Genomic DNA, 22,685 nt, shown 5'->3' with positions numbered 1-22,685 from the left:
GACAAAGGTGTCGCCTGGAATAATTTGGGAGAGGTCGTTATGTGATTAGAATAGTGGTATAAAATTCAGGGTTAAATAAAATAGCGACGACGCATCATGGACTTATAGGTGAAATTATCAAAGGAATGAATATATGGCCGTTATACCATTATTACCCAAAGAGGGTTTGGATCTTATTCATAAGAATATGCGCGAGGCGCGTATAAATGGAATGTCGAGAAATATGGCCTTGCCGCAAACTTATTACTGGTTCTATCAAAAAGTCCGGAATCGAGGGCCCTGGGATTACAAACAGCAAGACAGAAAACTGGCAAATTTTGGCAATTTTAATTATGGTGCAACAGGATTTGCCGCGGGTATACCTGAGAAAACGCTCTATATGGGAGCGGGTTTTGCGCAGTCACATGCTAAGACGTCGCGTCCACAATGGGGTGCATGGCATGGCGAATTTCCCTATGGTGACGACCCGCGCGATCAGTTTTGGATTAAACAGGGAATAAACTATGCACGTCAGCACGGCTATTAAATGGTTACATCGGCTGATCACCATCCTGTTACTTATTATCGTTGCAGGCTATTTTTCTTATGAATACTTCATGGAGAGTCGAAGCGACGATCGTTTAGTGATGCAAAAGGAGATTTCAGAAAACGTGACGCTTTACGTCACGCAGTATGGGGGTGGGGCAACCGTGCCTGATGTCTATCGTTATTACCTGGATAAAAAAAATCAGACGATAGAGCAGCTCAGGGAAAGTGAGCCTTTTCTTGTTTCAGATAATGGCAGTGCCATAATTAGTGGCTACGGAAATACTATCAATGTTAAGTTATCAGGGCGTATCTACTCTTTCAGTAATCTTACAATGTTCTACGCTCAGGAAAATCTGGTTATCCCTGTGATTAATCTTACTGCCACAGGAGTACGTTAATTCATATGGACATGAAAAAGCATGCAGTGGTGAGACTCAAACGCGATGATATGCCACTACATATTATCCTGCATACTAATGAACTGTTAGCATTGGCAGAAAAGTCTGATAAGGAAATCGATTATAGCGATATTCCAGAAACTACCGATGAACAGTGGGGTAATGCGGTTCGCGGGAAATTTTAGTCATCTAAAATAACAGATATCACCTGAAGGTGGCGCGCTCGATATAATTGACTTCACCCTCGTAAAACCCTTTGTGGAAGCGGTTTTTATAGCAAGCCAACGATGGTGGCTCTATTTAGAAAAATAGAAATCGTGACAGTAAATTAAATGAAAAATAGCAATTTTTTCTCCTGTATGTATAAGCATATTTTGAAGGCTTTGATATTCTTGACCGTTCAGATCTGGAGTTTGTTTGAAGCCGTATTATTTGTAGGCGGGTTTATAGTTTGCCTTATGTTGCCTGTCGTGTGGCCAATGAAGTTCGTTTATGCCGCGTTATGGCTTGTTGTATTCTACGTATGTTTAAACGTTATTGGTGTATTAGAAAAATCTCTTGCCAGAAAAAAAAGCGAATAGGAAAAGATTGTCTTCAAAGACAGCTGGAACGAACGCTGCGTCGCCTGAATGGAGCCATTATATCGCACGCCACCCGCCGGGTGGCACACCCTGTATACCTAACTTTACCTGCGAAACCAGCTATTTTGACTACTCTTAATACCCCAAGCGGTAAAAAAGGAGGCAACAATGGCCTATCAGACAGTGAATCCTGCCAACAACAAACTCATCAAAGAATATCCTTCTCATACTGATGCTGACGTCGAAGCGGCGCTGAATACGGCTGATGCGCTCTATCATTCCGACTGGTCAAAGGGCAGTATCGACAAGCGCCTGGCGGTGCTGCATAAGCTGGCGGACCTTATTGATTCCCGCACTGAAGAGCTGGCAAAAATCGCCAGCGAGGAGATGGGGAAACTCATAGCCCAGAGCCGTGGCGAGGTAAAACTCTGCGCCCAGATAGCCCGCTACTACGCCGACAATGCGAAGCAGTTTCTTGCGCCGGTGAAGTATCCGTCGGAGCTTGGCGAAGCGTGGGTGGAGCATCACCCCATCGGCGTGGTGATGGCCGTAGAGCCGTGGAACTTCCCTTACTACCAACTGATGCGCGTACTAGCGCCGAACCTGGCGGCGGGTAACCCGGTTATCGCCAAACATGCCAGCATCGTGCCGCACTGTGCCGAGGCCTTTGCCCATCTGGTGCGTGAAGCCGGTGCCCCGGATGGGGCGTGGACCAACCTGTTTATCTCTTCAGATCAGGTAGCCAATATCATCGCTGACGATCGCGTGCAGGGTGCGGCGCTGACCGGGTCTGAGAAAGCCGGTAGCATCGTGGCGGCCCAGGCGGCGAAGCACATCAAAAAATCGACCCTTGAGCTGGGCGGTAACGACGTCTTTGTGGTGCTGGACGATGCCGATCTGGAGAAAGCGGTAAAAATTGGCGTCAATGCGCGCCTGGCCAATGCCGGACAGGTCTGTACCGCAGCCAAACGCTTTATTATCCACGAGAAAGTGGCGGAGGAGTTCCTGGCGAAGTACACCGAAGCCTTTAAGCAGGTGAAGATTGGCGATCCGCTGGACGAGAGCACCACGCTTGGGCCGCTCTCCTCTAAAGACGCGCTGGAAACCCTGACAAAGCAGGTCGATGAGGCGGTGAAAAATGGTGCCACGCTGCATTACGGCGGCAAACCGGTGCAGCGCGAGGGCAGCTTCTTTGAGCCGACCATCCTGACCAATATCACCCGCGATAACCCGGCGTACTTCGAAGAGTTCTTCGGCCCGGTGGCGCAGATTTATGTGGTGAAAAATGATGAGAAGGCGGTGAAACTCGCCAACGACTCGCACTACGGTCTGGGCGGCGCGATCTTCAGTAAAGATACCGATCGTGCCAAAAAGATGGCCTCGAAGATCGAAACCGGGATGGTGTGGATCAACTGGCTCACCGATACCGCGGCAGAGCTGCCGTTTGGCGGGGTGAAGCGTTCTGGTTACGGGCGTGAGCTGTCGGATCTGGGGATCAAAGAGTTTGTGAACCAGAAGCTGGTGGTGATCCGCCGGTAAATGTCTTTACCGGTACAAAGGCGGCAGCGGATGCCGCCTTTTTTATGCTTCGGCCTGGAGCAATATCCGCATGGCGGCGCTGCTACAGGCCTGGCTTTATCAGAAGGTGACGCCGCCGCCAACGTAGGCGCCGTCAATCAGGGTGTGGCCCGGACGGCCATCTTTGCCGTCAACGCTGACGTGACGGTAACCCACCTTCAGGGTAACGGGGGTAACCGGCGTCCAGCTCACGCCGCCGTTGGCTTCAACGTAGTTTTTCACGCTGTTATTCAGTCCTTCCGGCGCGACATAGCCTTCACCGTAAACGTGGATGCTGTCGGTCAGGGCCAGGTTGACGCCACCACCGATAGGGAATGCCACGCCGTTATCGCCTTTCTTCGGTCCGAGGTAGATGGCTTTCGCACCGGCATTGAGCATCACCGGCCCCACTTCCAGGTTATAACCCGCGCCAACACCGCCGGTCTGGGTGCCGTCATCGGTGTTTTTCAGCCAGTTACCTTCGGCATACAGACCTGAGGAGGATTTACCCATCTCAAGGTTCAGATTGGTGAAGTTTTTGCTCTGCTCAATGCTGCCGCCCATGGCCATCACGGAGCCAGAAATCGCGGTCAGTGCAGCAAGGATGAAGATATTAAGCTTTTTCATGTTTTATGCCTCGTCATCTAATTTGTCTGCGCACACCCTAACAGGCGAGGTTTATGGCTGCAAATGTGCTCATGAGCACGGTTTTATGCTGATTTTGTGTGGATTTTGTTCAGATAATGTGAGCGAAAGGTGTAAATGGTGCCGGGTCAATCGTTAAATTTTTCATGTTGAGCGGAGGTTTAGATTAGCGCCTAAACAGAAACTGAACGGGGCGGGAAAAGTAATTAGTTAAGTATTAATTGAATTTCTTATAATTTCCGAAAATGTTTCTGATGTAACAGATAAATATGTGAATTTACATTTTTGCAGATAAGCTGAAATCCTGAACAGGCGATTTTGCCGGCGGGAAAAAGCGGCCGGGATAAATTGCCCCTTGTTCCTGGCCGGCAGGCGGCCGAAAATGTCGCAGGGGAGAAGGTAATCTCCTTAAAAGAGCCAGAACGGAAGTAGGAATATTTTGAGTGGTAATAAAAAAGGAAAAAAAATGAGCGCCCTGATTACGCGCGCACGATGTTTATTCGCAACGAAAAAGACGCGGATTATTGCCTTCTGCATCGTTACGGCCGGCGTCGTTGGCTTCGCAAACGATCTGTTTGGCCTCTGGGATATGATAGGCCCAAAGCCGCAGGAGAAGTTGGCTGTGATTCAGGCGCGACTGCAGCCGTTTCGTACCAGCCCGCTCGTAACCCACTCGGTGAACGATCTTTTTTTAATGATGGAGGTGAGGAATTATGGTGAAAAGACCATGATGTTGACGTCCGCTGAGATTGATATCAAAAAGAGCCGGGTGGCATCAAAGGGTAAGGCCGGTTCCTTTTCCCGCTGCGCATTAACCGACGATGCGAATCGCAACACGCCCATTTTGCTTCGGCCCGGAGAGACTTCATGGATAATGGTGTCACAGGCGGTAACGCTGCCCGGGCTGACCGACTGGTTAAATAACGATGAGCTGAAGAATATTTTTGTCGCCACGCCTGAAAATGCTTTTACCATCGCGCAGCACGATTATCTGCCCGTCTTTAATAAAAAAATGGCCGAGCATTATGGCGCTGATGCGGAAATTGAGGCAGTTGTGCATTTTGGGCAAGACAGCGGCTCTCAGGTTTTCCATTTTCCTCTGGCTAACGGGAAAGATATATATGATAAAAGCGGCGGTTTGCAGCACGACTGGTTTATCGCAAATTGGCTTTATCCCCAGCCGAGCAGGTTACGGGCAGAGGGCGACATCTGTCATTTCCGTAGCGGATAGCAGACCCTCTCCGCAGGAGAGGGCGCCATCAGGCGTTACTTCCGCAATCCCGCAAACCCTGCGCGAATCTCTTCTTCTGGCAGTTCAATGCCAATAAACACCATGACGCTGTGCGGCTGCTCGTCGCCCCAGGGGCGATCCCAGTCGGCGCTGTAGAGACGCTGTACGCCCTGGAACAGCAGGCGGTTCGGTTCGCCGTCGATCCAGAGCATCCCTTTGTAGCGCAGCAGTTTGTCGGCAAACGACAGCAGCAGGTTCTCCATGACCCGGGAGACTTCGCTGATATCCACCGGATAATCCAGCTCCACCACAATCGACGCCACGTCGTTCTGCTTGTCCGCCATAAAGTGGAAGCGCGGTTTTGAGGTGACATTCTCTTCCAGCATAAAGCCGTTGGTGTTGAACAGCTGAGACAGGTCGATATCGCCATGGGTGACGGTATAGATGGGGGCTCGGGAGTTGATGCGCATCAGGCGCTCGCGCAGTTTTTCACTCTCGCCCGCCACATCGGTTTTGGTCAGCAGGATGCGGTCGGCGTAGCCCACCTGCGACTGGGCGATGGTGAACTGGTTCATCTGGTCGTCGGCGTGGACCGCATCGACCAGGGCGATCACGCCGTCCAGCAAATAGCGCTGGCAGAGGATCTCATGGGAGAAAAAGGTCTGAATAATCGGGCCGGGGTCGGCCATGCCGGTGCACTCAATCACCAGGCGGTCGAAGTCGATCTCACCCCGATCGCGGCTGTCGAGCAGGTCGAGCAGGGCATCTTCGAGTTCGTTGGAGCGGGTGCAGCAGATGCAGCCATTGGTCAGGGTTTTGATCTGAGTGGCGCGATCGCCAATCAGCTGGTCGTCCACCGAGACTTCACCGAACTCATTTTCGATGACGGCGATTTTAAAGCCGTGCTGTTCGTTAAGGATGTGACGCAGCAGGGTGGTTTTGCCCGCGCCGAGAAAGCCGGTGAGTAGGGTAACTGCAATCGGTGTCATGGTTTCTCCTTCAGCAGCAGCGTACGCCGCCTTCTCCTCCTCCGCCATAGCGCGCTTCCTGACGCTCGCGGAAGAATTCGTTGTAGGTCATGTACGGCTTATCCGGATGGTTGGTCTTCATATGCTCAACGTAGTTGTCATAGTCCGGAATGCCAATCAGCATTTTCGCTGCCTGACCGAGGTATTTTTTTGCTTCGCCTAAGTTACCAAACATTGTGCCATCCAGATAGAAAAAGCCCGGTGGCGCGCAGCGATCCGGGCCTACAGTACCGTTGTAGGGCGGGTCAGCGCAGCGCCACCCGCCATTGTTTTAGTGGTGTGAAGAGGTCTTCACGCCGCCTTCCGGCACCGGTACGTACGGCGTCTCTTTATCGGTACGACCCTCGGCGTTACGCACTTTCATCCAGGTTTTGATGCCGTAGAAGATGATGCTGTAGACCACCACCAGGAACAGAATGCTCAGACCCGCGTTGGTGTAGTTGTTCACCACGATATGGTTCATGTTGGCAATCTGCTGGGCAGTCAGCTCACTGCCGCCTGCGGCAATCTTCTCTTTGTACTGGTTCGCCATAAAGAAGAAGCCTTCCAGCTGCGGGTTGGAGCTGAACAGTTTCAGACCCAGCGCCCAGGTGGTGCAGAGCAGCAGCCACAGAGCAGGTACCACGGTCACCCAGATATATTTGGTGCGCTTCATCTTCACCAGTACCACGGTGCCGAGCACCAGGGCGACAGCCGCCAGCATCTGGTTAGAGATACCGAACAGCGGCCACAGGCTCTTCACGCCGCCCAGTGGGTCGACTACGCCCTGATACAGCAGATAGCCCCACAGACCTACGCAGCCCGCGGTACCCAGGATGCCCGCCACCAGCGAGTCGGTCTTCTTCAGGAACGGCACGAAGTTACCCAGCAGATCCTGGAGCATAAAGCGGCCTGCACGGGTACCGGCATCCAGCGCGGTAAGGATGAACAGCGCTTCGAACAGAATACCGAAGTGGTACCAGAAGCCCATGTCCGCCCACGGCAGCACTTTGTGGAACACGTGGGCGATACCGACCGCCAGGGTTGGTGCGCCACCGGCACGGTTCAGCACCGACGGTTCGCCGATGTCTTTGGCTGTCTGCATGATCTGCTCAGGGGAGATCACAAAGCCCCAGGAGCTGACGGTCGCCGCCGCGTGGGCGCTTACGTCTTTCAGCTGCGCCATGATCAGCGCCGCGTTGTCACCGCCCATCTCATGCAGGTTCGGCATGGTAATGCCCAGGCCCGCTGGTGGGGTGTTCATCGCGAAGTAGAGACCCGGCTCGATGATGGAGGCCGCCACCAGGGCCATGACCGCCACGAAGGATTCCATCAGCATTGCGCCGTAACCGATAAAGCGCGCGTCGGTTTCGTTCGCCAGCAGTTTCGGCGTGGTGCCGGAAGCGATCAGGGCGTGGAAGCCAGAGACCGCACCACAGGCAATGGTGATAAACAGGAACGGGAACAGCGCGCCTTTCCACAGTGGACCGGTACCGTCGATGTACTGGGTCACCGCAGGCATTTTCAGCTCAGGGTTGATGATCACGATGCCGATCGCCAGACCGACGATCACGCCGATTTTCAGGAATGTCGCCAGGTAATCGCGCGGCGCCAGAATCAGCCATACCGGCAGCAGGGCGGAGATAAAGGCGTAACCAATCAGCGCAAAGGTGATGGTGGTGTCTTTAAAGGTCAGCGCCGGGCCCCAGTACGGGTCGTGGGCAATCACGCCGCCGAAGTAGATGGAGGCCACCAGCAGCACAATACCGATCACCGACACTTCACCCACGCGGCCCGGACGCAGGAATCGCATATAGATCCCCATGAACAGCGCAATCGGCACGGTAGAGCAGACGGTGAAGACGCCCCACGGACTTTCCGCCAGCGCTTTCACCACGATCAGCGCCAGCACCGCAAGGATGATGATCATGATCAGGAAGCAGCCGAACAGGGCGATGGTGCCTGGGACGCGGCCCATCTCTTCTTTGATCATCTCACCCAGAGAGGCGCCGTTACGGCGAGAAGAGATAAACAGCACCATAAAGTCCTGCACCGCACCCGCCAGCACCACGCCCGCCAGCAGCCACAGGGTACCCGGCAGATAGCCCATCTGCGCCGCCAGGACTGGCCCAACCAGCGGACCCGCGCCTGCGATAGCCGCAAAGTGGTGACCAAACAGCACGTAGCGGTTGGTTGGCACGTAGTTCAGGCCGTCATTGTTAATGACCGCCGGGGTGGCGCGCGTCGGGTCGAGCTTCATGACCTTTTGCGCGATGTAGAGGCTGTAGTAGCGGTACGCCACCAGATAGACCGACACGGAGGCCACGACGATCCACAGGGCGCTGATGTGCTCGCCGCGACGCAGGGCGACGACAGCAAGGCAACATGCCCCGAGTATCCCAAGCAGCAGCCAGGGGACGTGCTTAAGTAGTTTTTTGATATCCATAATAAGACCTGGTTTTTAGATGAAAAAAGCGTCAGGGTTCGCTGTAGAGAGAGTGATTAATGCTGCGGCGATCTTGCCAGAGCCTTGCGCGTGTAAAGGAAGGTAAATCGGTGAGTGGTTGTATGGCGGGATGAGCGGTCAACTGGGAGGGCGAGTGGTTCAGGCTCGCCGTCAGAGGAGGGGATTGTGTGAAGGGGATCACGAACCAGGGGTTAGTCCAGGGTTTCCAGTACCTTGCAGGCGATCTGGTTCAGGGCAATGAACTCGCTCCAGCTGTACTGCTGCTGATAATTCAGCACAAACTGTTTTTCCACCTGGCAAATAAGGGGGCGGGTTTCATAGATGCTGCACAATTTTGTCTCTATGCAGTAGTGGCGGCAAACGCCGTCGCCACGGTCGAGAAATCGGGTCTCATCAGCCCGGTTCACGTGGCGGCAGCAGGCGCCGCACTGATTGCAGGGAAACGCCGGGGCCAGAATCATAGTGATTTTAGCCAGTCGTTGACCGAGGCAAGGTTCCCTGCCTCGAAGGGCAGTTCGATGTTGCGTTTTTCTATCTCCTGACGCAGCAAGAACTCCCGTTCCAGCTCGGTGTTGACCAGCGTCAGGTGGTGGGAGAAAGACGCAAGCTCATCGGCATTCATCGAAAACTCAAGGGCTGCCAGCTCTTTCAGGTAGCGATCCAGTTCGACGTTTACTTTCTCGTAATAGGCTACCCCGCGCTGGAACTTATCCTGGAAACGGTCCAGAAACGCCCAGACGCTTTTCATCATGCTGCTATGCTCCAGAAAATAGTGCATCACCAGCGTGAGCAGACCGGTCGCCAGCGCGCCGCAAAATGCTGCCAGCTCCGGGCCGAAGGGGAAGGCGAAGAGAGTTGAAAGATGTTCATTGATAACGACGCCCGCAGCAACTGCCACGCCAGCGGAAATGATTTTACTGACGGCTTTCATCAGCTCACCTGGCGCCAGGTTTTGCGGGTTAAAGACCATCACTTTCCACGCCTGCACCAGGTTATTCCACATCTCACGGATCAACCTCACCGCCATTTTTTGCGTAGTGAAGACGATATTCATCAGCGTGGTAGTCACGGTAGAGAGTACGCCGCCGATAGCCCCCTCTTTAAAGGCGATAAGGAATTCGCTGAACCTGACACGGATACGCTCCCATACGGCGCGAAGTGCCTCGCCAAGATCGCCCGCAAAATCGCTGGCCTGGAAGCGCTCGCGATGGCGTTGGTAAATGGCCGGAATGCGGTCGCGAAATTCGAACCACACCTCTGCCAGCACCAGGCCAAGCATCTGGCGAGTGCCCATTTTGAAGCCGTTAGCCAGGGATGCCTGTGAAATATTCAGGGCAAATTTACTGCTGGTGTAGTACGCCTGGTTTAACGTGGCATTGTAGCGAGCGCGGGCCTTCTCATCCGCCTCGCGCATCTTATCAAAATCGGCGCTGGCTTTATTTTCCAGCTTTTTCAGGCGCTTTTGTTCCTGCTCCGTAAGCGCCGGTTTGCTTTTCAATTCGGCAATCTCGGTTGTCGTCGCCTGATATTGCTCCTGTAACACCTTAATGAACTCGCTCATCGGTTTGGCTTTTTTGGCTTTGTTGAGCGATTCGTTGGTGAAGGTCAGGTTGCTGGCATCATTCGCAAGGTCAGCGCCGTCCATCTCCGCTAAAATGCGTCCGGCATCGTGGTGAATTTCATTGGCCGCAATGATGTGGTCAAGGTTAGTTACTCCATCGGCGGCGAAGGTTGCGCCGGTATAGCTGTCTTGTAGATCTCCCGCCTGGCGCTGTTTTTTGCCCTCGCGGTTGGTATCTATGTAGTTTTTATGATGATGATAGAGGGTGGAGTTATAGGCTTCGCGTTGTTCATAGCGCTGGCGCTCTGCTTCGGTGCCATAAATGTTTTGCCGGACATTATGGAGAGTATTTACATCGCCACCGGTTTTGTCTTCAAAGAGTAAAAAATCGAGTCCGAAAGAGGTGGTCAGGCTTTTCACGACCGTGGTGTGTAACTCTGATCCCCAGTCGAAGGTTGTTGTGCTCATGATAACGTTCCCTGAATAAGTTCGCCGGGCGGAGCCCGGCAGTAAGTTAGGCTTTCGCTAAAAAGCGAACATACTCCTGGTCTGAGGTTTCCAGGGCCTTATCCAGCGCCTGTTTGTTCAACACGTTGATGCCGTTTTCATCCACTTCCAGCTCAATAACGCCCTCGTCATTGATAACCGCCTCGTTCTGGGCGTTGGTCACCGGTTTGAACAATGGGGTGGTGATGACATCGGTCATGATGGCGGCGAGCATGTACCCGTTTTGAATCGCCCGCAGGACGTATTCCGGTTCATTAATCTCTTTCTGACCTGCCGTGATTTTTTGATGGGTTGCTTTCAGGATGTCAAAATAGTCAGCGAAGGTGTCGTGCATGCGTACCAACGCGTGGTAAATGTTATCGACGTAGTGGTTCACATTTGCCAGATGCGCTTCGGCCTGATCCATCTGCGTGATGGCCTTGCGCACCTTACGCGCCATCTCCTGGGCATTTTCCAGCGCCTTCTCAGCATGATTGTTGTAGGCCCAGCCCATAATAGCTATCAGCGGGGCTACTACAGCGCCTCCCAGCACCATTGCACCGCCGGCCATTCCCCAGCCGCCAGCCGCCAGCGATCCGCCACCGATCGCAGCCATCGTGGCATTATAGGCAGCGGCGCCAGAGAGGGCGGCAATCGGCGTTCCGGTAGAGGCCGCCGCAAATGCCATCACCCCGCTGTAGACGGCAAACCCCGCTGCGGCACCAGAAGTACCTGCCCCAATGACAGTACCCAAAAACTCCGTCGCGGAAATAGAGAGTTTTTCAATCTGATTCAGACGATGCTGGGGAACCTGTACATTCAGATCTGTTTGTCCCTCTCTGGCCATTTTTTCTAACAACGCTTTAGCGATGGTATTGAATTCCTTAAATTCAGTACCAATTTGCAGTTCTTTCTCGCCCAGGCGTTCAAGCTTCTGTGAAGAGAGAGTATTAGCCGCCTCGAAAGTCTCCTTACGATTATCAAACCGTTCCTGTGCGCCATCGAAAATATCGTTAGCTTCGGATTTTTTTTGGTAGCCGTCGTACGCTTTTTTCCCGCCAAAGGCGGTCGCCGCTGCCGCAACGCCCAGAATGATAAAAGGTAATGCCATCTGTATTTCTCCGTTGTGTGTCGTCTGTAATGCAACGTCCGTCTTAATCCACAGACTCAGGGGTCGCTGCCAGGTAATCATGTAAAGTTTTAAAGAACGTGGCCTTCAGCCATGCCGGTTCCAGCACCTCGATGTTAGGCAGCCAGTAGAAGAGCAGCGGCAGGATCTGGTTTTCATGTGCGGCATGGCAGCGCAGGGTGATGCCGTTTTTATCTTCCGCCAGAATTTCCTGGCCGGGCAGCAGATCGCGGCGTTTAAAATAGTGCGCAATGGTGGCGGGAATAAGCACATCCACTTCGAATGTCTCTTCGCTGACCCACGGGTCGGGATTTTTTTCCAGCAATTCGAGGGTGTCATTATCTGGCGAGAAGGTTTCGCTGCGAATATCCAGCCACTGAATAAGGCTTAAAGAAAACGATTTCAATCTGCCATCTTCGGTGGCTTGTAAATACCATATATTTTTTTTGTTAATTATTTTATAAGGGTTAACCTGGCGCGATTTTCCTTTATAGAGGATCTGGCAAATCTGCTGGCCCTTAATCGCCTTCTCAAAGGCCGCAAGCTGCGCGTGAATATCCCATTTTTCTTTCCGCTCGGCCTCGTTACCGAGGATCATAATATGGTTTTCCTCCACCCGTGACTCCAGTTTCTGCCAGAATTCACGCCCTTTATCAGGAAAATAGTCATCCACATTCAGGAAGTTAGCAATGACGTGATGCAGCCCCGGTCCGGTGTGTCCTTGCGGGGAATGAATAAGCCGGTACAGCCCGTTTCCGGTGTACTCCACAATTGGCGAGAGTGCATTCAGATCGCGATAGACGGTGCGCTCAGTAATATTAAATTTATGCATCAATGCCTGGCGGTTAACCACGCCGTGTAAATGAAGCTCCAGCAGAATATCTACCAACCTTTCAGCCGAGCGACTCCTGGTCGGAATTGTCATATAGCTTTCCCGTGATTTAAAACATTGCTGTGAATTACGCCGGTGCGTGCTGACAAAATATGTCAGTGCAAAAAGCGGCGTGAAAATTTGTCTTAGGTTATAACGGCCAGATTAGGGGTAAACATTAGTTATTTTTACAACGAGGGGATAAAAGCGAGGGGCAGATCGGATCCGCCGGGCAATCTCCCCGGCGTAGGGGTGAATTAGCGTTCGAGTTCGGAATCGGTAATGGAACCCGGCAGGGGGAGTTCGGTCGGAACGTTAAGCCAGTCGGACTTACCGTAAAACACGGCGTTGATCTGCGTGTTGTAGAGCAGGTGGGTACGAAAACGCTGGAACAGCTGCTTGTCAGGCGCGAAATCCGCTCGCCAGAACTGGTTCAACGGCCCCTGCCAGGTTAAGCCTTCGATGTCGTACAGCGCTTTGCCCATCACCTTGAGCGGCTTGTTGTGGATAAGCGCCGACAGCCCCGCGGTGCTGTTGACGGTGATCACCCCCCGGGTGTGGGTCAGCAGGGCGGGCAGGGAGAGATCGTGGATATAGATCACCCGGTCAGTCGTAATGCCGTACTTCTCGCACAGCGTATTAATCAGCACGCCATAATAGCGATGACCGCGATCCATCGGGTGGTGCTTGAACACCAGATGGCGTTCTTTTGGCGCATGGCGGGCGAACGAGCGGATCACGGTTTCGATATAGTCACGCACGTCTTTATACGGGCTGTGATGAATGATCTGGCTGTCGTTGTAGACCTGCAAAATCGCCAGGTAGTACGCGTTGTCCAGCGTTTCGGTGATATGTCGCAGCATGTGGCGCTGCTTCCAGCGATACCACAGCTTACGGCGGCCGGCACGGAACCAGCAGCGCATCTCATACCACGGGGAGAACGACTTGTGGTGGCGGTAGCCGCGATAGCGATGGCGACCAAACCAGCCCGCCGCGTAGTAGAGCATGGCGTGGGCGGCACGGTTAAAGGCGCTGGGCTTCCACGGCGTCGGGGTTTTCAGCTCCGGCAGCGGCTGCTCGCGATAATATTTCGCATCGATGGGCATTGAGGAGAAGGCGTTCACGCCCCCTTTTTCCAGGGTGATATAAAATGGCCGGAAATACCCCTCCTCAAACGCGAGGAAGTCGATGGCTTTGCCGCGCGCCCACTTCTTCGCTTCGACATGCATCGGGCGGCAATCCCCGAAGCAGACGATGGTGTCGAAGGGGTAGGTTTTATGCAGGTCGCGCAGCCAGAAGGCAAAATTTTTCACCGGGCCGGTGTAGTGCAGCGACGTCTCTTTCGCGGCATACCAGGCGTCTCCGGCGTTAAAGCAGACCTGCTTTACTTCGCGGTGGCTGTGCTGCAGCCAGGTCGCCAGACGTGAAAAGCAGGGGCCCATCGGTCCTTGTAGTAAAAGATATCGACGGCCATTTAGCAGGTGGCGGATAGCTTGCTCTTCCATTATTTTTCCCAGATCGGTCCGTTGATAAAGAGTGAGTAACGGCTTGATGACCGCTTTTCTTTAATAAATCAGGATAAATTGTTCGCTAGCGAAGTGTCTGAACGAGATAGCTCAGTTTGAGCTGCCAGCGCTGCCAGCGGCTGGCTTTTTGCGATAAGGAGTGACCCTGCGCGGCCAGCTGGCGGATCAACTGCTCCGGGCTCATCCACAGCCCGCTCTGCCAGTCGATATAGCGCGGATAGGCCACCAGCGTCAGATAGACCAGCGCCGCCAGCGAAAGAGGGCGCTGACGACGCGGGGCGGGATGCCTGTCTTCGGTGAGCCCCCAGCCGCTGTAGAACGGCTGGCCCCAGGTGGTAACCTTCACCCCCTGCACCAGTGCTTCAAAGCCGCTCAGCGAGGTCATGGTGTGCAGCTCATCCACATGGGGATAGAGACTGGTGAGGCCCAGATCCAGCACCTGGCTGTCGACGCAGCTTGCCAGACATTCGGCAGAGATAGCCCCGGCCCGGTTGCCCGCCACCACGTCCGGGTGCGGTTTAAACAGGATATGCGCCTCTGGTCTGGCGTCACGTACCGCCCACAGCAGCGCTTCGTTGCTGCGGATGACCGGGCTGCCGGTGAGGATCGAGGCATCGCCATCCACCTGGCCCACCACCAGCACCAGAGAACGGCCATCACCGGGTGGGGTGAAGGGTTGTACGGTGCCGACGTTATATTTGCTCACCCCGTGCTGGCGGAGCAGATCCACCAGCGTCTCGCCGCGAGCCAGCTCCTGGTCGGTAAGTTCATGCTGATTTAGCAACTGCTCCAGCCCGCTTGGACGGCGACTGTCGAAGTAGATCCCCACCGGGTCGATGGAGAGCGACGAAGGGCGGCACAGATTCGAGCCCAGCCCCCGGGAGCGGATAAAACCATCTTCCACCCGGATGGCGCTTTTAAGTTCAGGATGACGGCTGCCCCACACCAGCACCTGTTCGTCGGCGGCCAGCGTTTCAGGCAGTTTGCGCACAAAGCGCAGCTCTTTGGCCAGCGGCTGGCAGAAGGCGCGCATAAAGGCGCGCTTCCACAGCGAGAAGCCCACCATATAGAGACGGCGATAGCGCGGGGCGGGATTCTGCTGACCGGCAATAATGTCGAGTACCTGCTCCACTTCGCAGCGCTGGCCCAGGATCGGGTCCAGATAGCGCGGGTAGAGGATCAGCGCCGCCGCCACCAGCTGGGGCAGGGCGATCGGCCCCTGGCGACGCGGGCAGGTTTTGCTGTCTTGGGTCAGTCCCCAGCCCGCGTAAAACGGCATGCCGAAGCAGTAGACCGTTTTCCCGAGCAGCAGCGCTTCAAAGCCCATCTGGGAGGAGACAGTATAAACCGCCTCTACGCTGTTCAGCAGGGCATGGGGATGGCAGTGTTCGGCCACCACCTCCACATCGTCCAGCGCCAGCCGCGCCAGCACGCCGCTTTTTTTACCCAGCCGGGTATCCGGGTGGGTGCGCAGCAGCAGGCGGGCATCGGGGTGATTACGTCGGGCCGCCGCCACCATTGCGACAAAATCGTCTTCGCTTGCCAGCGCACCCGGGATGGAGAGATCCCCCGCCACCTGGTCAATCAGCAGCACTTTCGGGCGCAGGTCGCTATGCAGACGGGTCGCCAGCGTATCCGGCAGGCCGCTGCCTGCGGTATAGCAGTTGTACTTGGTGATGCCAAGACGCAGCAGTTCAGCTGTGAGCGTTTCGGCACGCGCCAGCATGCTGTCATCGCAGGGGGTCGCGATCAGCTCTTCAAGGCGGCTCGGCTGGCGGGCATCGTAGTAAATTCCCACAGGATCGGCGATCAGGGAGACGGCTTTGCCCCCCCTGGCGGGATGGCCAATATACCCGATAAAGCCATCCTCAAGCTGCCAGTACGGCAGGCCTAGATCGTGGGCTTTTTGTCTGATTTGGCGGGTATTGGCTTTTTGGCCCCAGCCGACCAGGACATCGTCTTGCGCCAGTTCTGTGTTGGTTTTAAAGGCGTGTAACGGGTGGCCCAGCATCGGCTCAAGCTGCGCTTTTCGCGCCAGGATCCCGGCTGAACCTGTATAGAATGTCATGTGCGCTCTGTGCATCAGAAAACGCCCCGCGTCACTGCGGGGCGTGGGACTCAGAAGTACTCTGCGTCAGGGAAGGATTTGGCAACGCTGTCTTTGGCGGAGGTGAGGATCTCGCTGTCGATTTCTGGCCAGGTAATACCAATGGTCTCATCGTTCCAGCGGATGCCGCGGTCGCTCTCCGGCGCGTAGTAGTTGGTGGTTTTATACAGGAACTCTGCGGTGTCGCTCAGGGTCATAAAGCCGTGGGCGAAACCTTCCGGGATCCACAGCTGGCGCTTGTTCTCGCCAGACAGATGCACACCCACCCACTGACCGAAGGTCGGGGAGCTTTTACGGATATCCACCGCCACGTCGAAGACTTCACCCGCCACGCAACGCACCAGTTTGCCCTGCGCATGTGGCGCCAGCTGGTAGTGCAGGCCACGCAGAACGCCTTTTGAGGATTTAGAGTGGTTGTCCTGCACGAAGTTGACGCTACGGCCAATGGCAGCTTCGAACTGCTGGTGGTTAAAGCTTTCGAAGAAAAAGCCACGGTCATCGCCAAACACTTTTGGCTCAAAGATAAAGACGTCGGGGATTGCGGTCTGAATTACGTTCATGATTACGGCCTGATTGATAAATGGGGCATGACGCCCCAGGTGTTAATGGTGACTACTTGAGCATTTTCAGCAGATATTGCCCGTAAGCATTCTTCGCCAATGGCGCGGCTAACTTGCGCACCTGGTCGGCATCGATAAACTTCAGACGGTAAGCAATCTCTTCAGGACAGGCCACTTTCAGCCCCTGACGGGTTTCAATGGTCTGGATGAAGTTGCTGGCCTCAATCAGGCTCTCGTGGGTGCCGGTATCAAGCCAGGCATAACCACGACCCATCATGGCGACCGACAGATCGCCCTGCTCAAGGTAGATACGGTTCACGTCAGTGATTTCCAGCTCGCCGCGCGGGGACGGTTTCAGGCTTTTGGCAATCTCAACCACGCGGTTGTCATAGAAGTAGAGACCGGTTACCGCATAGTTGCTCTTCGGTTCCAGCGGTTTCTCTTCCAGAGAGATGGCGGTGCCCTCATGGTCGAACTCCACCACGCCATAACGCTCAGGATCGTGTACATGATAGGCAAAGACGGTAGCGCCCGCAGGTTTGGCGGCGGCGGCTTCCAGCTGTTTTTGCAGGTCGTGGCCGTAGAAGATGTTGTCGCCCAGCACCAGCGCACAGTCGTCGTCGCCGATAAACTCTTCGCCGAGGATAAAGGCCTGCGCCAGGCCGTCCGGGCTTGGCTGCACTTTGTACTGCAGGTTCAGGCCCCACTGGCTGCCGTCGCCCAGCAGCTGCTCAAAGCGCGGTGTATCCTGCGGGGTGCTGATGATTAGGATGTCGCGGATACCGGCCAGCATCAGGGTGCTCAGCGGGTAGTAGATCATCGGCTTGTCGTAGATTGGCAGCAGCTGTTTGCTCACCGCCATGGTGACCGGATAGAGGCGAGTCCCTGACCCACCGGCCAGAATAATACCTTTACGCTTGTTCATAATCCTTCATTTCTTCTGTTTTGCTCGGGAGGGCGGCGAACCGCCATCCGGCATCTGTTTGATTGCTGTAGAGGGAGCTAAACGAGCCGCTCCCTGACAAAGGTCCGTGTCGATAAAACAAGGCATGCATAGCATACCCTGTTGCATTTACTTTCCAAGAATTTCGGCAAGCATGCGATCGACGCCGATGGTCCAGTCCGGCAGCGTCAACCCGAAGGTGCGCTGGAACTTGCTGGTATCGAGGCGTGAGTTATGCGGACGTTTTGCCGGCGTCGGGAACGCGCTGGTCGGCACTGCGTTCACCTGGGTGACCGCCAGCTCAACGCCTGCCGCCCGTGCAGTCGCGAAGACCCGCTGGGCATACTCGAACCAGGTGGTGGTGCCGGAGGCGATCAGGTGATAAAGGCCGGCGACCTCCGGCTTATCCTGGGCGATACGGATCGCATGCGCTGTGCAGTCAGCCAGCAGCTCTGCCCCGGTCGGCGCGCCAAACTGATCGTTGATCACCGACATTTCGCTGCGCTCTTTGCCAAAGCGCAGCATGGTTTTGGCGAAGTTAGCGCCACGGGCGGCATAGACCCAGCTGGTGCGGAACACCAGATGACGGGAGCAGAGCGCAGCAGCCTGCTCGCCCGCCAGCTTGGTTTCACCGTAGACGTTCAGCGGTGCAGTCTGGTCTGTCTCGACCCAGGGTTTTTCACCGCTGCCATCGAAGACGTAGTCGGTGGAGTAGTGCACCAGCCAGGCACCCAGCGCCTCGGCTTCTTTAGCGATGGCGGCTACGCTTGTGGCGTTGAGCAGCTCGGCAAAGTCGCGCTCGCTCTCGGCTTTATCCACCGCGGTATGGGCGGCGGCATTGACGATCACGTCCGGCTTCAGCAGACGCACGGTCTCAGCCACGCCTTCCGGGTTGCTGAAATCACCGCAGTAATCGGTGGAGTCAAAATCCACCGCCGTAATACGACCCAGCGGCAACAACGCGCGCTGCAGCTCCCAGCCCACCTGGCCCTTTTTGCCGAACAGCAGAATATGCATCAGTTACGCTCCTGATAGTTCTTCGCGATCCAGTCCTGATAACTGCCGCTTTTTACGTTGTTAACCCACTGCTGGTTATCCAGATACCACTGCACGGTTTTGCGGATACCGGACTCGAAAGTCTCCTGCGGCTGCCAGTTCAGCTCATGGCTCATTTTGCTGGCATCGATAGCGTAGCGACGGTCGTGGCCCGGGCGGTCAGTCACGTAGGTGATCTGGTCGCGGTAGGAACCGGCCTTCGGCACCATCTCGTCGAGCAGGTCGCAAATGGTGTGGACCACGTCCAGGTTCTGCTTCTCGTTATGGCCGCCGATATTGTAAGTCTCGCCCACCACGCCGGTAGTGACCACGGTGTAGAGCGCACGGGCGTGATCTTCCACATACAGCCAGTCGCGGATCTGATCGCCTTTGCCGTAGATGGGCAGCGCTTTGCCATCCAGCGCATTGAGGATCACCAGCGGGATCAGCTTCTCAGGGAAGTGATACGGGCCGTAGTTGTTGGAGCAGTTGGTGACGATGGTCGGCAGACCATAGGTACGACGCCACGCGCGCACCAGGTGATCGCTGGAGGCTTTCGACGCCGAGTACGGGCTGCTTGGCGCGTACGGCGTGGTCTCGGTAAAGAGCGGCAGCTCACTACCCTCACTCACTTCATCCGGGTGCGGCAGGTCGCCATACACTTCGTCGGTGGAGATGTGGTGGAAACGGAACGCCTGCTTGCGGGATTCATCCAGCTCGCTCCAGTAAGCGCGAGCCGCTTCCAGCAGCGTGTAGGTGCCAACGATATTGGTTTCGATAAAATCAGCCGGGCCGGTAATGGAGCGATCCACATGGCTCTCGGCGGCCAGATGCATCACCGCATCCGGTTTATGGGTGGCAAAGACCCGATCCAGCTCTGCACGATTGCAGATATCCACCTGTTCGAAGGCGTAACGGTCGCTCGCTGCGACCTCGGCCAGCGATTCCAGATTGCCCGCGTAGGTAAGCTTATCAAGGTTGATCACCGCATCCTGCGTATCCCGGATGATATGGCGAACAACAGCAGAACCGATAAAACCGGCTCCACCGGTTACAAGGATTTTCATAAGCGATTTTTACTTTTCTATTGAATGAAATGGTCACCAGAACACAATCTCTGCTATCCGTTCAGACCGTGTTTTAGCGGCAGGCAGTCAGAAATACAACGCCTGTTACAGGGTGGAAATCATTATTTCCCTTGCCGTCCCGTTTTTAACTGATTAACGAGTACGAGTATTCCTTCGCATTTTTCGCCAGCGTCTGACGTTTTTGCCCGGAATTCACCAGCAGCGCCAGGGTATCGATCCACTTCTGTGGATCGTTATCCAGCAGCACACCGTTGATATTTTGCTCTATAAAGTCACTGTAGGGCGCGCAGTTGCTGTAAACCCCCACCGCGCCCATGCGAACGAAATCATAAAATTTTACCGGCCCGCGCGCCATATTAAACTCTGACGCCAGTAATGGCGCCAGACCAATATCGATTCGATGATGCTGGGTGTAATCCAGATAGTTCTGCCAGCTCATGGGATGCAGTACCGTCACGCGCGGCAGATCGCGATAGAGCTTGTAGATTTCGTGCTCGCCAAAGATTTCGAAGCTGGCCTGCGGACACTGGGCCAGCACGCCTTTCATCACTTCACGCAGCCAGTATTTTTCGGCCTGGTGCGAGCTGGAGCCGTGATAAGCAATTTTTACCGGCTGCTTAACGGCCAGCAGCCGCGACGTGGGCTGGGCAGGCACCACATCAGGGTTGAGGTGGGCATATTTACGGGCCAGGTAGGGCGTTGACACCCAGATCGTGTCGCAGTGCGAGGTGATCCAGCGGTGCTGGGCCGCAGAACGACGAATGATCTTCGTCCGGTAGGCTCTGGGAAGTGCCCCTAACGCGGACGGGTCAAACAGATCGTCATCCATGAAGTAGACCACCTGGGAGAGATCGTCGATGTTGCGCGCAATTTCGCGCTGCCACTCGGCGGAGATAAAGCGGATGACCACAATGGCCGCCCCTTTATCCACGTCGATAGTGGGCGTGGTTAAAGTATCCACCAGCTGACAGACCGCGCCGGGAAAGCGACGCCGGATGGCCGCTTCAAAGTAGGCCAGCGTCGGTGAATTCCCTTCATGCAGAATCAACAGGGAGCGGCACGCCCAGTTGTCAGCAGGCGTCTCGCTGCTTTGCTTATTTAACTTCAGATACGGTTTAAAGAGTGCCTTTCTGATCAGTTCGTCCATGGCAGCACCACATTAGGAGCATGACTTAATGAGAAATCGGGTCGGTCATAGCTCAGGTTGGGATTGTATGCGGGATCGTGTGTGAGCCGCTGCGCCCAGCGTTTTTTCATATAGCGCAGCTCACCCTGGGCGCGCGCCAGCTGTTCTGGCGTGACATCTTTGCCGCGGGAGACCGACTCGTGGTGATAAAGCTCGGCAAAGGGCGTCCAGACGATACGCCAGCCAGCCTCGCCGACCCGCAGACAGTAATCCACATCGTTAAAGGCCACCGGCAGGTTAACTTCATCTAAGCCGTTAAGGGACAAAAAGAGCTGGCGATGGGTGAGCAGACAGGCCGCCGTTACGGCGGAGAGCTCCTGGGCGCTCACCGCCCTGCGCTGGTAGCCGGGTTCATCGGCGGCCAGCCCACTGTGAAAATGATCGGCGCAGCCACCCGGCCCGACGGCATCGCCCGCATGCTGGACCCGGCCATCGCCGTAGAAGAGCCTTGCCCCCACGATGCCGACGCCCGGGCGCAGCAGGTGGGAGACCATCTCATCCAGCCACTGAGGGTTAATCACCTCGGTGTCGTTATTAAGCAGGCAGATAAGCTCGCCCGTGGCCTCGCGCACCCCCGCATTGTTGATCGCAGAGTAGTTAAACGGATGGTCCCAGGCGATAACCCGCACCCCGTACTCCTGGGTAATGTAGCCAAAATAAGCCAGCGTGTCGGGATCGTCGCTCTGGTTATCCATCACCATGATTTCGATATTCGGGTAGCGGGTGTGCTGCACCAGGCTTTCGATACACGGCCTGAGATGCGCCAGTCCGTTGCGGGTGGGGATGATCACCGACACCCGGGGAAGCTGTTCCGGCAGCGGCCAGCGCCAGCGGCAGATGCCGTGCGGAGCTGACTCCAGCGTTACCCCGACGGGTAAATCTTGCAGCTGGTTTGCCAGGGTTTCGTAGCCATCGTGCTGCACCAGCGCGTCCGGGACGTGCATCAGCAGGGCGGGGATGTGCGCGATATCTTTGGGCGCGAGCTGCCGGGCCAGCTGCAACCAGCCGCGGTAGTTTTCACCCCCGTCCTGCGGGATGGCGAAGGTACCCTGTTCCCGCCAGAGGCCACTCCAGCCGATATAGTTCTGGCTGTGCAGCAGGGTTTCGTTCCAGTCCGGTTTGAAGTCCGGCGAGTGGCGTTTTCCTTTTTCATCCAGCAGATCGTGATCGCCGTAGATCCATTTTGCCTCTGGCGTCTGGCGCAGCTGATGCGCCAGCCACACTAATGCGGCCGGAGCGAGTTCCGTCCCAACCGGAATGGCCCACTGCCATTCTCCCTCTGGCCTGACACTATCAGAGGGGTGCTCCAGCACGGTGATATGCGTGGCCGGGTAACAGAGTGTCGCGATGCTGTCGAGCGTGCGCTGGCGTGATGCCTCATCGCCGCCGTTCACCAGATGCAGGCAGACGCGGGGCAGGTTGCCCCAGCGGGCCAGCAGGCGATCGATCAGACGGCGTTCACCGGGCTGCACGATATCGAAATTCGCCAGCCAGTGTTCATAGGCGTGCAGCGGCCTGTCGTCGCGGATTTTGCCCACCAGCGTGTAAGCCTGCTGTAAATCGGTAAACCACAGGTGCCACGACAGCCCCAGACGTTTGCGCTTTTGCGCATTCAGGCGCTGATAAAAAGGCCACACCCGGCGCAGACGGCGCCAGAGGCTGTTTGCTGCCGACACCTGGGCAAAACGGGCAATGTTAAGCTCACATTCCGCCCCTTCGCTGCTGGCGAGCAGCCCCACCTGAGTGGCGCCCACCGGCAACCAGACTAGCTCCTGCAGG

21 protein-coding genes are annotated in these 22,685 nt (G+C 55.6%); 5 read left to right on the top strand and 16 right to left on the bottom strand.

What is annotated here, in order from left to right:
• Window positions 1-133: 133 nt before the first annotated feature.
• The 4 genes from WFM46_RS09550 to WFM46_RS09535 all read left to right on the top strand — a co-directional run bounded on the left by WFM46_RS09550 (window position 134) and on the right by WFM46_RS09535 (window position 3,046).
• Window positions 134-526 carry a polymorphic toxin type 44 domain-containing protein gene (locus WFM46_RS09550; RefSeq protein ID WP_103178111.1) on the top strand — a complete coding sequence of 131 codons (393 nt, stop codon included), beginning with the start codon at window positions 134-136 and terminating at the stop codon, window positions 524-526.
• Entirely contained in the window at window positions 504-926 is a 423-nt protein-coding gene (locus WFM46_RS09545; RefSeq protein WP_103178112.1) for a hypothetical protein, read from the top strand. Before WFM46_RS09550 ends, WFM46_RS09545 begins: the two co-directional genes overlap by 23 nt.
• Window positions 927-931: 5 nt before the next feature.
• Window positions 932-1,111, top strand: a complete 180-nt coding sequence (locus WFM46_RS09540; protein WP_103178113.1) for a hypothetical protein — start codon at window positions 932-934, stop codon at window positions 1,109-1,111.
• 564 nt (window positions 1,112-1,675) lie between these two features.
• Window positions 1,676-3,046 (top strand): NAD-dependent succinate-semialdehyde dehydrogenase, encoded by a 1,371-nt coding sequence (locus WFM46_RS09535; RefSeq protein ID WP_336997521.1) that lies wholly within the window; start codon window positions 1,676-1,678, stop codon window positions 3,044-3,046.
• A 99-nt stretch (window positions 3,047-3,145) separates the two neighbouring features.
• Here WFM46_RS09535 and WFM46_RS09530 read toward each other — a convergent pair whose 3' ends face one another.
• Window positions 3,146-3,691, bottom strand: coding sequence for a YfaZ family outer membrane protein (locus WFM46_RS09530; RefSeq protein ID WP_336997520.1), 546 nt, complete (start codon window positions 3,689-3,691; stop codon window positions 3,146-3,148).
• Window positions 3,692-4,175: 484 nt separating this feature from the next.
• Between WFM46_RS09530 and WFM46_RS09525 the strand changes: the two genes are divergently transcribed.
• Window positions 4,176-4,940 (top strand): hypothetical protein, encoded by a 765-nt coding sequence (locus WFM46_RS09525; protein WP_214421591.1) that lies wholly within the window; start codon window positions 4,176-4,178, stop codon window positions 4,938-4,940.
• A gap of 35 nt (window positions 4,941-4,975) precedes the next feature.
• Here the strand turns inward: WFM46_RS09525 and yjiA are convergent, their stop codons facing one another.
• The 15 genes from yjiA to WFM46_RS09450 all read right to left on the bottom strand — a co-directional run bounded on the left by yjiA (window position 4,976) and on the right by WFM46_RS09450 (window position 22,684).
• On the bottom strand, window positions 4,976-5,929 hold the full coding sequence (gene yjiA / locus WFM46_RS09520) for a GTPase (RefSeq protein WP_336997519.1): 954 nt from the start codon (window positions 5,927-5,929) through the stop codon (window positions 4,976-4,978).
• Between the two features lie 10 nt (window positions 5,930-5,939).
• A complete protein-coding gene (locus WFM46_RS09515; protein ID WP_032616354.1) occupies window positions 5,940-6,143 on the bottom strand; it encodes a YbdD/YjiX family protein in 204 nt (67 codons plus the stop codon).
• Window positions 6,144-6,239: 96 nt separating this feature from the next.
• On the bottom strand, window positions 6,240-8,393 hold the full coding sequence (locus WFM46_RS09510; protein WP_114315979.1) for a carbon starvation CstA family protein: 2,154 nt from the start codon (window positions 8,391-8,393) through the stop codon (window positions 6,240-6,242).
• A gap of 212 nt (window positions 8,394-8,605) precedes the next feature.
• Window positions 8,606-8,875 (bottom strand): YkgJ family cysteine cluster protein, encoded by a 270-nt coding sequence (locus tag WFM46_RS09505; RefSeq protein ID WP_103823127.1) that lies wholly within the window; start codon window positions 8,873-8,875, stop codon window positions 8,606-8,608.
• A complete protein-coding gene (locus tag WFM46_RS09500; protein ID WP_336997518.1) occupies window positions 8,872-10,443 on the bottom strand; it encodes a cobalamin adenosyltransferase in 1,572 nt (523 codons plus the stop codon). The genes WFM46_RS09505 and WFM46_RS09500 overlap by 4 nt, the downstream gene beginning before the upstream one ends.
• 46 nt (window positions 10,444-10,489) lie before the next feature.
• Complete coding sequence (locus WFM46_RS09495) at window positions 10,490-11,572, bottom strand: chemotaxis protein (protein WP_336997535.1); 1,083 nt, start codon at window positions 11,570-11,572, stop codon at window positions 10,490-10,492.
• A gap of 43 nt (window positions 11,573-11,615) precedes the next feature.
• A complete protein-coding gene (locus tag WFM46_RS09490) occupies window positions 11,616-12,515 on the bottom strand; it encodes a helix-turn-helix transcriptional regulator (RefSeq protein WP_325941395.1) in 900 nt (299 codons plus the stop codon).
• Between the two features lie 203 nt (window positions 12,516-12,718).
• Window positions 12,719-13,966 carry a capsule biosynthesis protein gene (locus WFM46_RS09485; protein ID WP_336997517.1) on the bottom strand — a complete coding sequence of 416 codons (1,248 nt, stop codon included), beginning with the start codon at window positions 13,964-13,966 and terminating at the stop codon, window positions 12,719-12,721.
• Window positions 13,967-14,051: 85 nt separating this feature from the next.
• Window positions 14,052-16,055 (bottom strand): capsular polysaccharide biosynthesis protein, encoded by a 2,004-nt coding sequence (locus WFM46_RS09480; RefSeq protein WP_336997516.1) that lies wholly within the window; start codon window positions 16,053-16,055, stop codon window positions 14,052-14,054.
• A gap of 50 nt (window positions 16,056-16,105) precedes the next feature.
• On the bottom strand, window positions 16,106-16,654 hold the full coding sequence (gene rfbC / locus WFM46_RS09475) for a dTDP-4-dehydrorhamnose 3,5-epimerase (RefSeq protein WP_016236887.1): 549 nt from the start codon (window positions 16,652-16,654) through the stop codon (window positions 16,106-16,108).
• A gap of 52 nt (window positions 16,655-16,706) precedes the next feature.
• Window positions 16,707-17,579, bottom strand: coding sequence for a glucose-1-phosphate thymidylyltransferase RfbA (gene rfbA / locus WFM46_RS09470; RefSeq protein WP_130587884.1), 873 nt, complete (start codon window positions 17,577-17,579; stop codon window positions 16,707-16,709).
• 147 nt (window positions 17,580-17,726) lie between these two features.
• Window positions 17,727-18,614 carry a dTDP-4-dehydrorhamnose reductase gene (rfbD, locus tag WFM46_RS09465; protein WP_336997515.1) on the bottom strand — a complete coding sequence of 296 codons (888 nt, stop codon included), beginning with the start codon at window positions 18,612-18,614 and terminating at the stop codon, window positions 17,727-17,729.
• Window positions 18,614-19,699, bottom strand: a complete 1,086-nt coding sequence (gene rfbB / locus WFM46_RS09460) for a dTDP-glucose 4,6-dehydratase (RefSeq protein ID WP_336997514.1) — start codon at window positions 19,697-19,699, stop codon at window positions 18,614-18,616. Before rfbB ends, rfbD begins: the two co-directional genes overlap by 1 nt.
• Window positions 19,700-19,844: 145 nt before the next feature.
• Window positions 19,845-20,867: a glycosyltransferase family 1 protein gene (locus tag WFM46_RS09455; protein ID WP_336997513.1), complete on the bottom strand. Its 1,023-nt coding sequence runs from the start codon at window positions 20,865-20,867 to the stop codon at window positions 19,845-19,847.
• The gene (locus WFM46_RS09450) at window positions 20,855-22,684 is read right to left on the bottom strand and encodes a glycosyltransferase family 2 protein (RefSeq protein ID WP_336997512.1); all 1,830 of its coding nucleotides are present in this window, start codon (window positions 22,682-22,684) and stop codon (window positions 20,855-20,857) included. Before WFM46_RS09450 ends, WFM46_RS09455 begins: the two co-directional genes overlap by 13 nt.
• Window position 22,685 lies beyond the last annotated feature (1 nt).

It is taken from the genome of Leclercia sp. M50, assembly GCF_037150775.1.
GTDB lineage: Bacteria > Pseudomonadota > Gammaproteobacteria > Enterobacterales > Enterobacteriaceae > Enterobacter.
This window is presented reverse-complemented; position numbering and strand designations above follow the sequence as displayed.

Excerpts from the sequence above, each read along its gene's own strand:
- WFM46_RS09455 (WP_336997513.1), bottom strand. The coding sequence starts at position 20,867 with ATGGACGAACTGATCAGAAAGGCACTCTTTAAACCGTATCTGAAGTTA.
- WFM46_RS09515 (WP_032616354.1), bottom strand. The coding sequence starts at position 6,143 with ATGTTTGGTAACTTAGGCGAAGCAAAAAAATACCTCGGTCAGGCAGCG.
- rfbC (WP_016236887.1), bottom strand. The coding sequence starts at position 16,654 with ATGAACGTAATTCAGACCGCAATCCCCGACGTCTTTATCTTTGAGCCA.
- WFM46_RS09490 (WP_325941395.1), bottom strand. The coding sequence starts at position 12,515 with ATGACAATTCCGACCAGGAGTCGCTCGGCTGAAAGGTTGGTAGATATT.
- WFM46_RS09525 (WP_214421591.1), top strand. The coding sequence starts at position 4,176 with ATGAGCGCCCTGATTACGCGCGCACGATGTTTATTCGCAACGAAAAAG.
- WFM46_RS09535 (WP_336997521.1), top strand. The coding sequence starts at position 1,676 with ATGGCCTATCAGACAGTGAATCCTGCCAACAACAAACTCATCAAAGAA.
- WFM46_RS09530 (WP_336997520.1), bottom strand. The coding sequence starts at position 3,691 with ATGAAAAAGCTTAATATCTTCATCCTTGCTGCACTGACCGCGATTTCT.
- WFM46_RS09495 (WP_336997535.1), bottom strand. The coding sequence starts at position 11,572 with ATGGCATTACCTTTTATCATTCTGGGCGTTGCGGCAGCGGCGACCGCC.
- WFM46_RS09480 (WP_336997516.1), bottom strand. The coding sequence starts at position 16,055 with ATGACATTCTATACAGGTTCAGCCGGGATCCTGGCGCGAAAAGCGCAG.
- WFM46_RS09485 (WP_336997517.1), bottom strand. The coding sequence starts at position 13,966 with ATGGAAGAGCAAGCTATCCGCCACCTGCTAAATGGCCGTCGATATCTT.
- WFM46_RS09550 (WP_103178111.1), top strand. The coding sequence starts at position 134 with ATGGCCGTTATACCATTATTACCCAAAGAGGGTTTGGATCTTATTCAT.
- rfbA (WP_130587884.1), bottom strand. The coding sequence starts at position 17,579 with ATGAACAAGCGTAAAGGTATTATTCTGGCCGGTGGGTCAGGGACTCGC.
- WFM46_RS09500 (WP_336997518.1), bottom strand. The coding sequence starts at position 10,443 with ATGAGCACAACAACCTTCGACTGGGGATCAGAGTTACACACCACGGTC.
- yjiA (WP_336997519.1), bottom strand. The coding sequence starts at position 5,929 with ATGACACCGATTGCAGTTACCCTACTCACCGGCTTTCTCGGCGCGGGC.
- rfbB (WP_336997514.1), bottom strand. The coding sequence starts at position 19,699 with ATGAAAATCCTTGTAACCGGTGGAGCCGGTTTTATCGGTTCTGCTGTT.
- WFM46_RS09505 (WP_103823127.1), bottom strand. The coding sequence starts at position 8,875 with ATGATTCTGGCCCCGGCGTTTCCCTGCAATCAGTGCGGCGCCTGCTGC.
- WFM46_RS09510 (WP_114315979.1), bottom strand. The coding sequence starts at position 8,393 with ATGGATATCAAAAAACTACTTAAGCACGTCCCCTGGCTGCTGCTTGGG.
- WFM46_RS09545 (WP_103178112.1), top strand. The coding sequence starts at position 504 with ATGCACGTCAGCACGGCTATTAAATGGTTACATCGGCTGATCACCATC.
- WFM46_RS09540 (WP_103178113.1), top strand. The coding sequence starts at position 932 with ATGGACATGAAAAAGCATGCAGTGGTGAGACTCAAACGCGATGATATG.
- rfbD (WP_336997515.1), bottom strand. The coding sequence starts at position 18,614 with ATGCATATTCTGCTGTTCGGCAAAAAGGGCCAGGTGGGCTGGGAGCTG.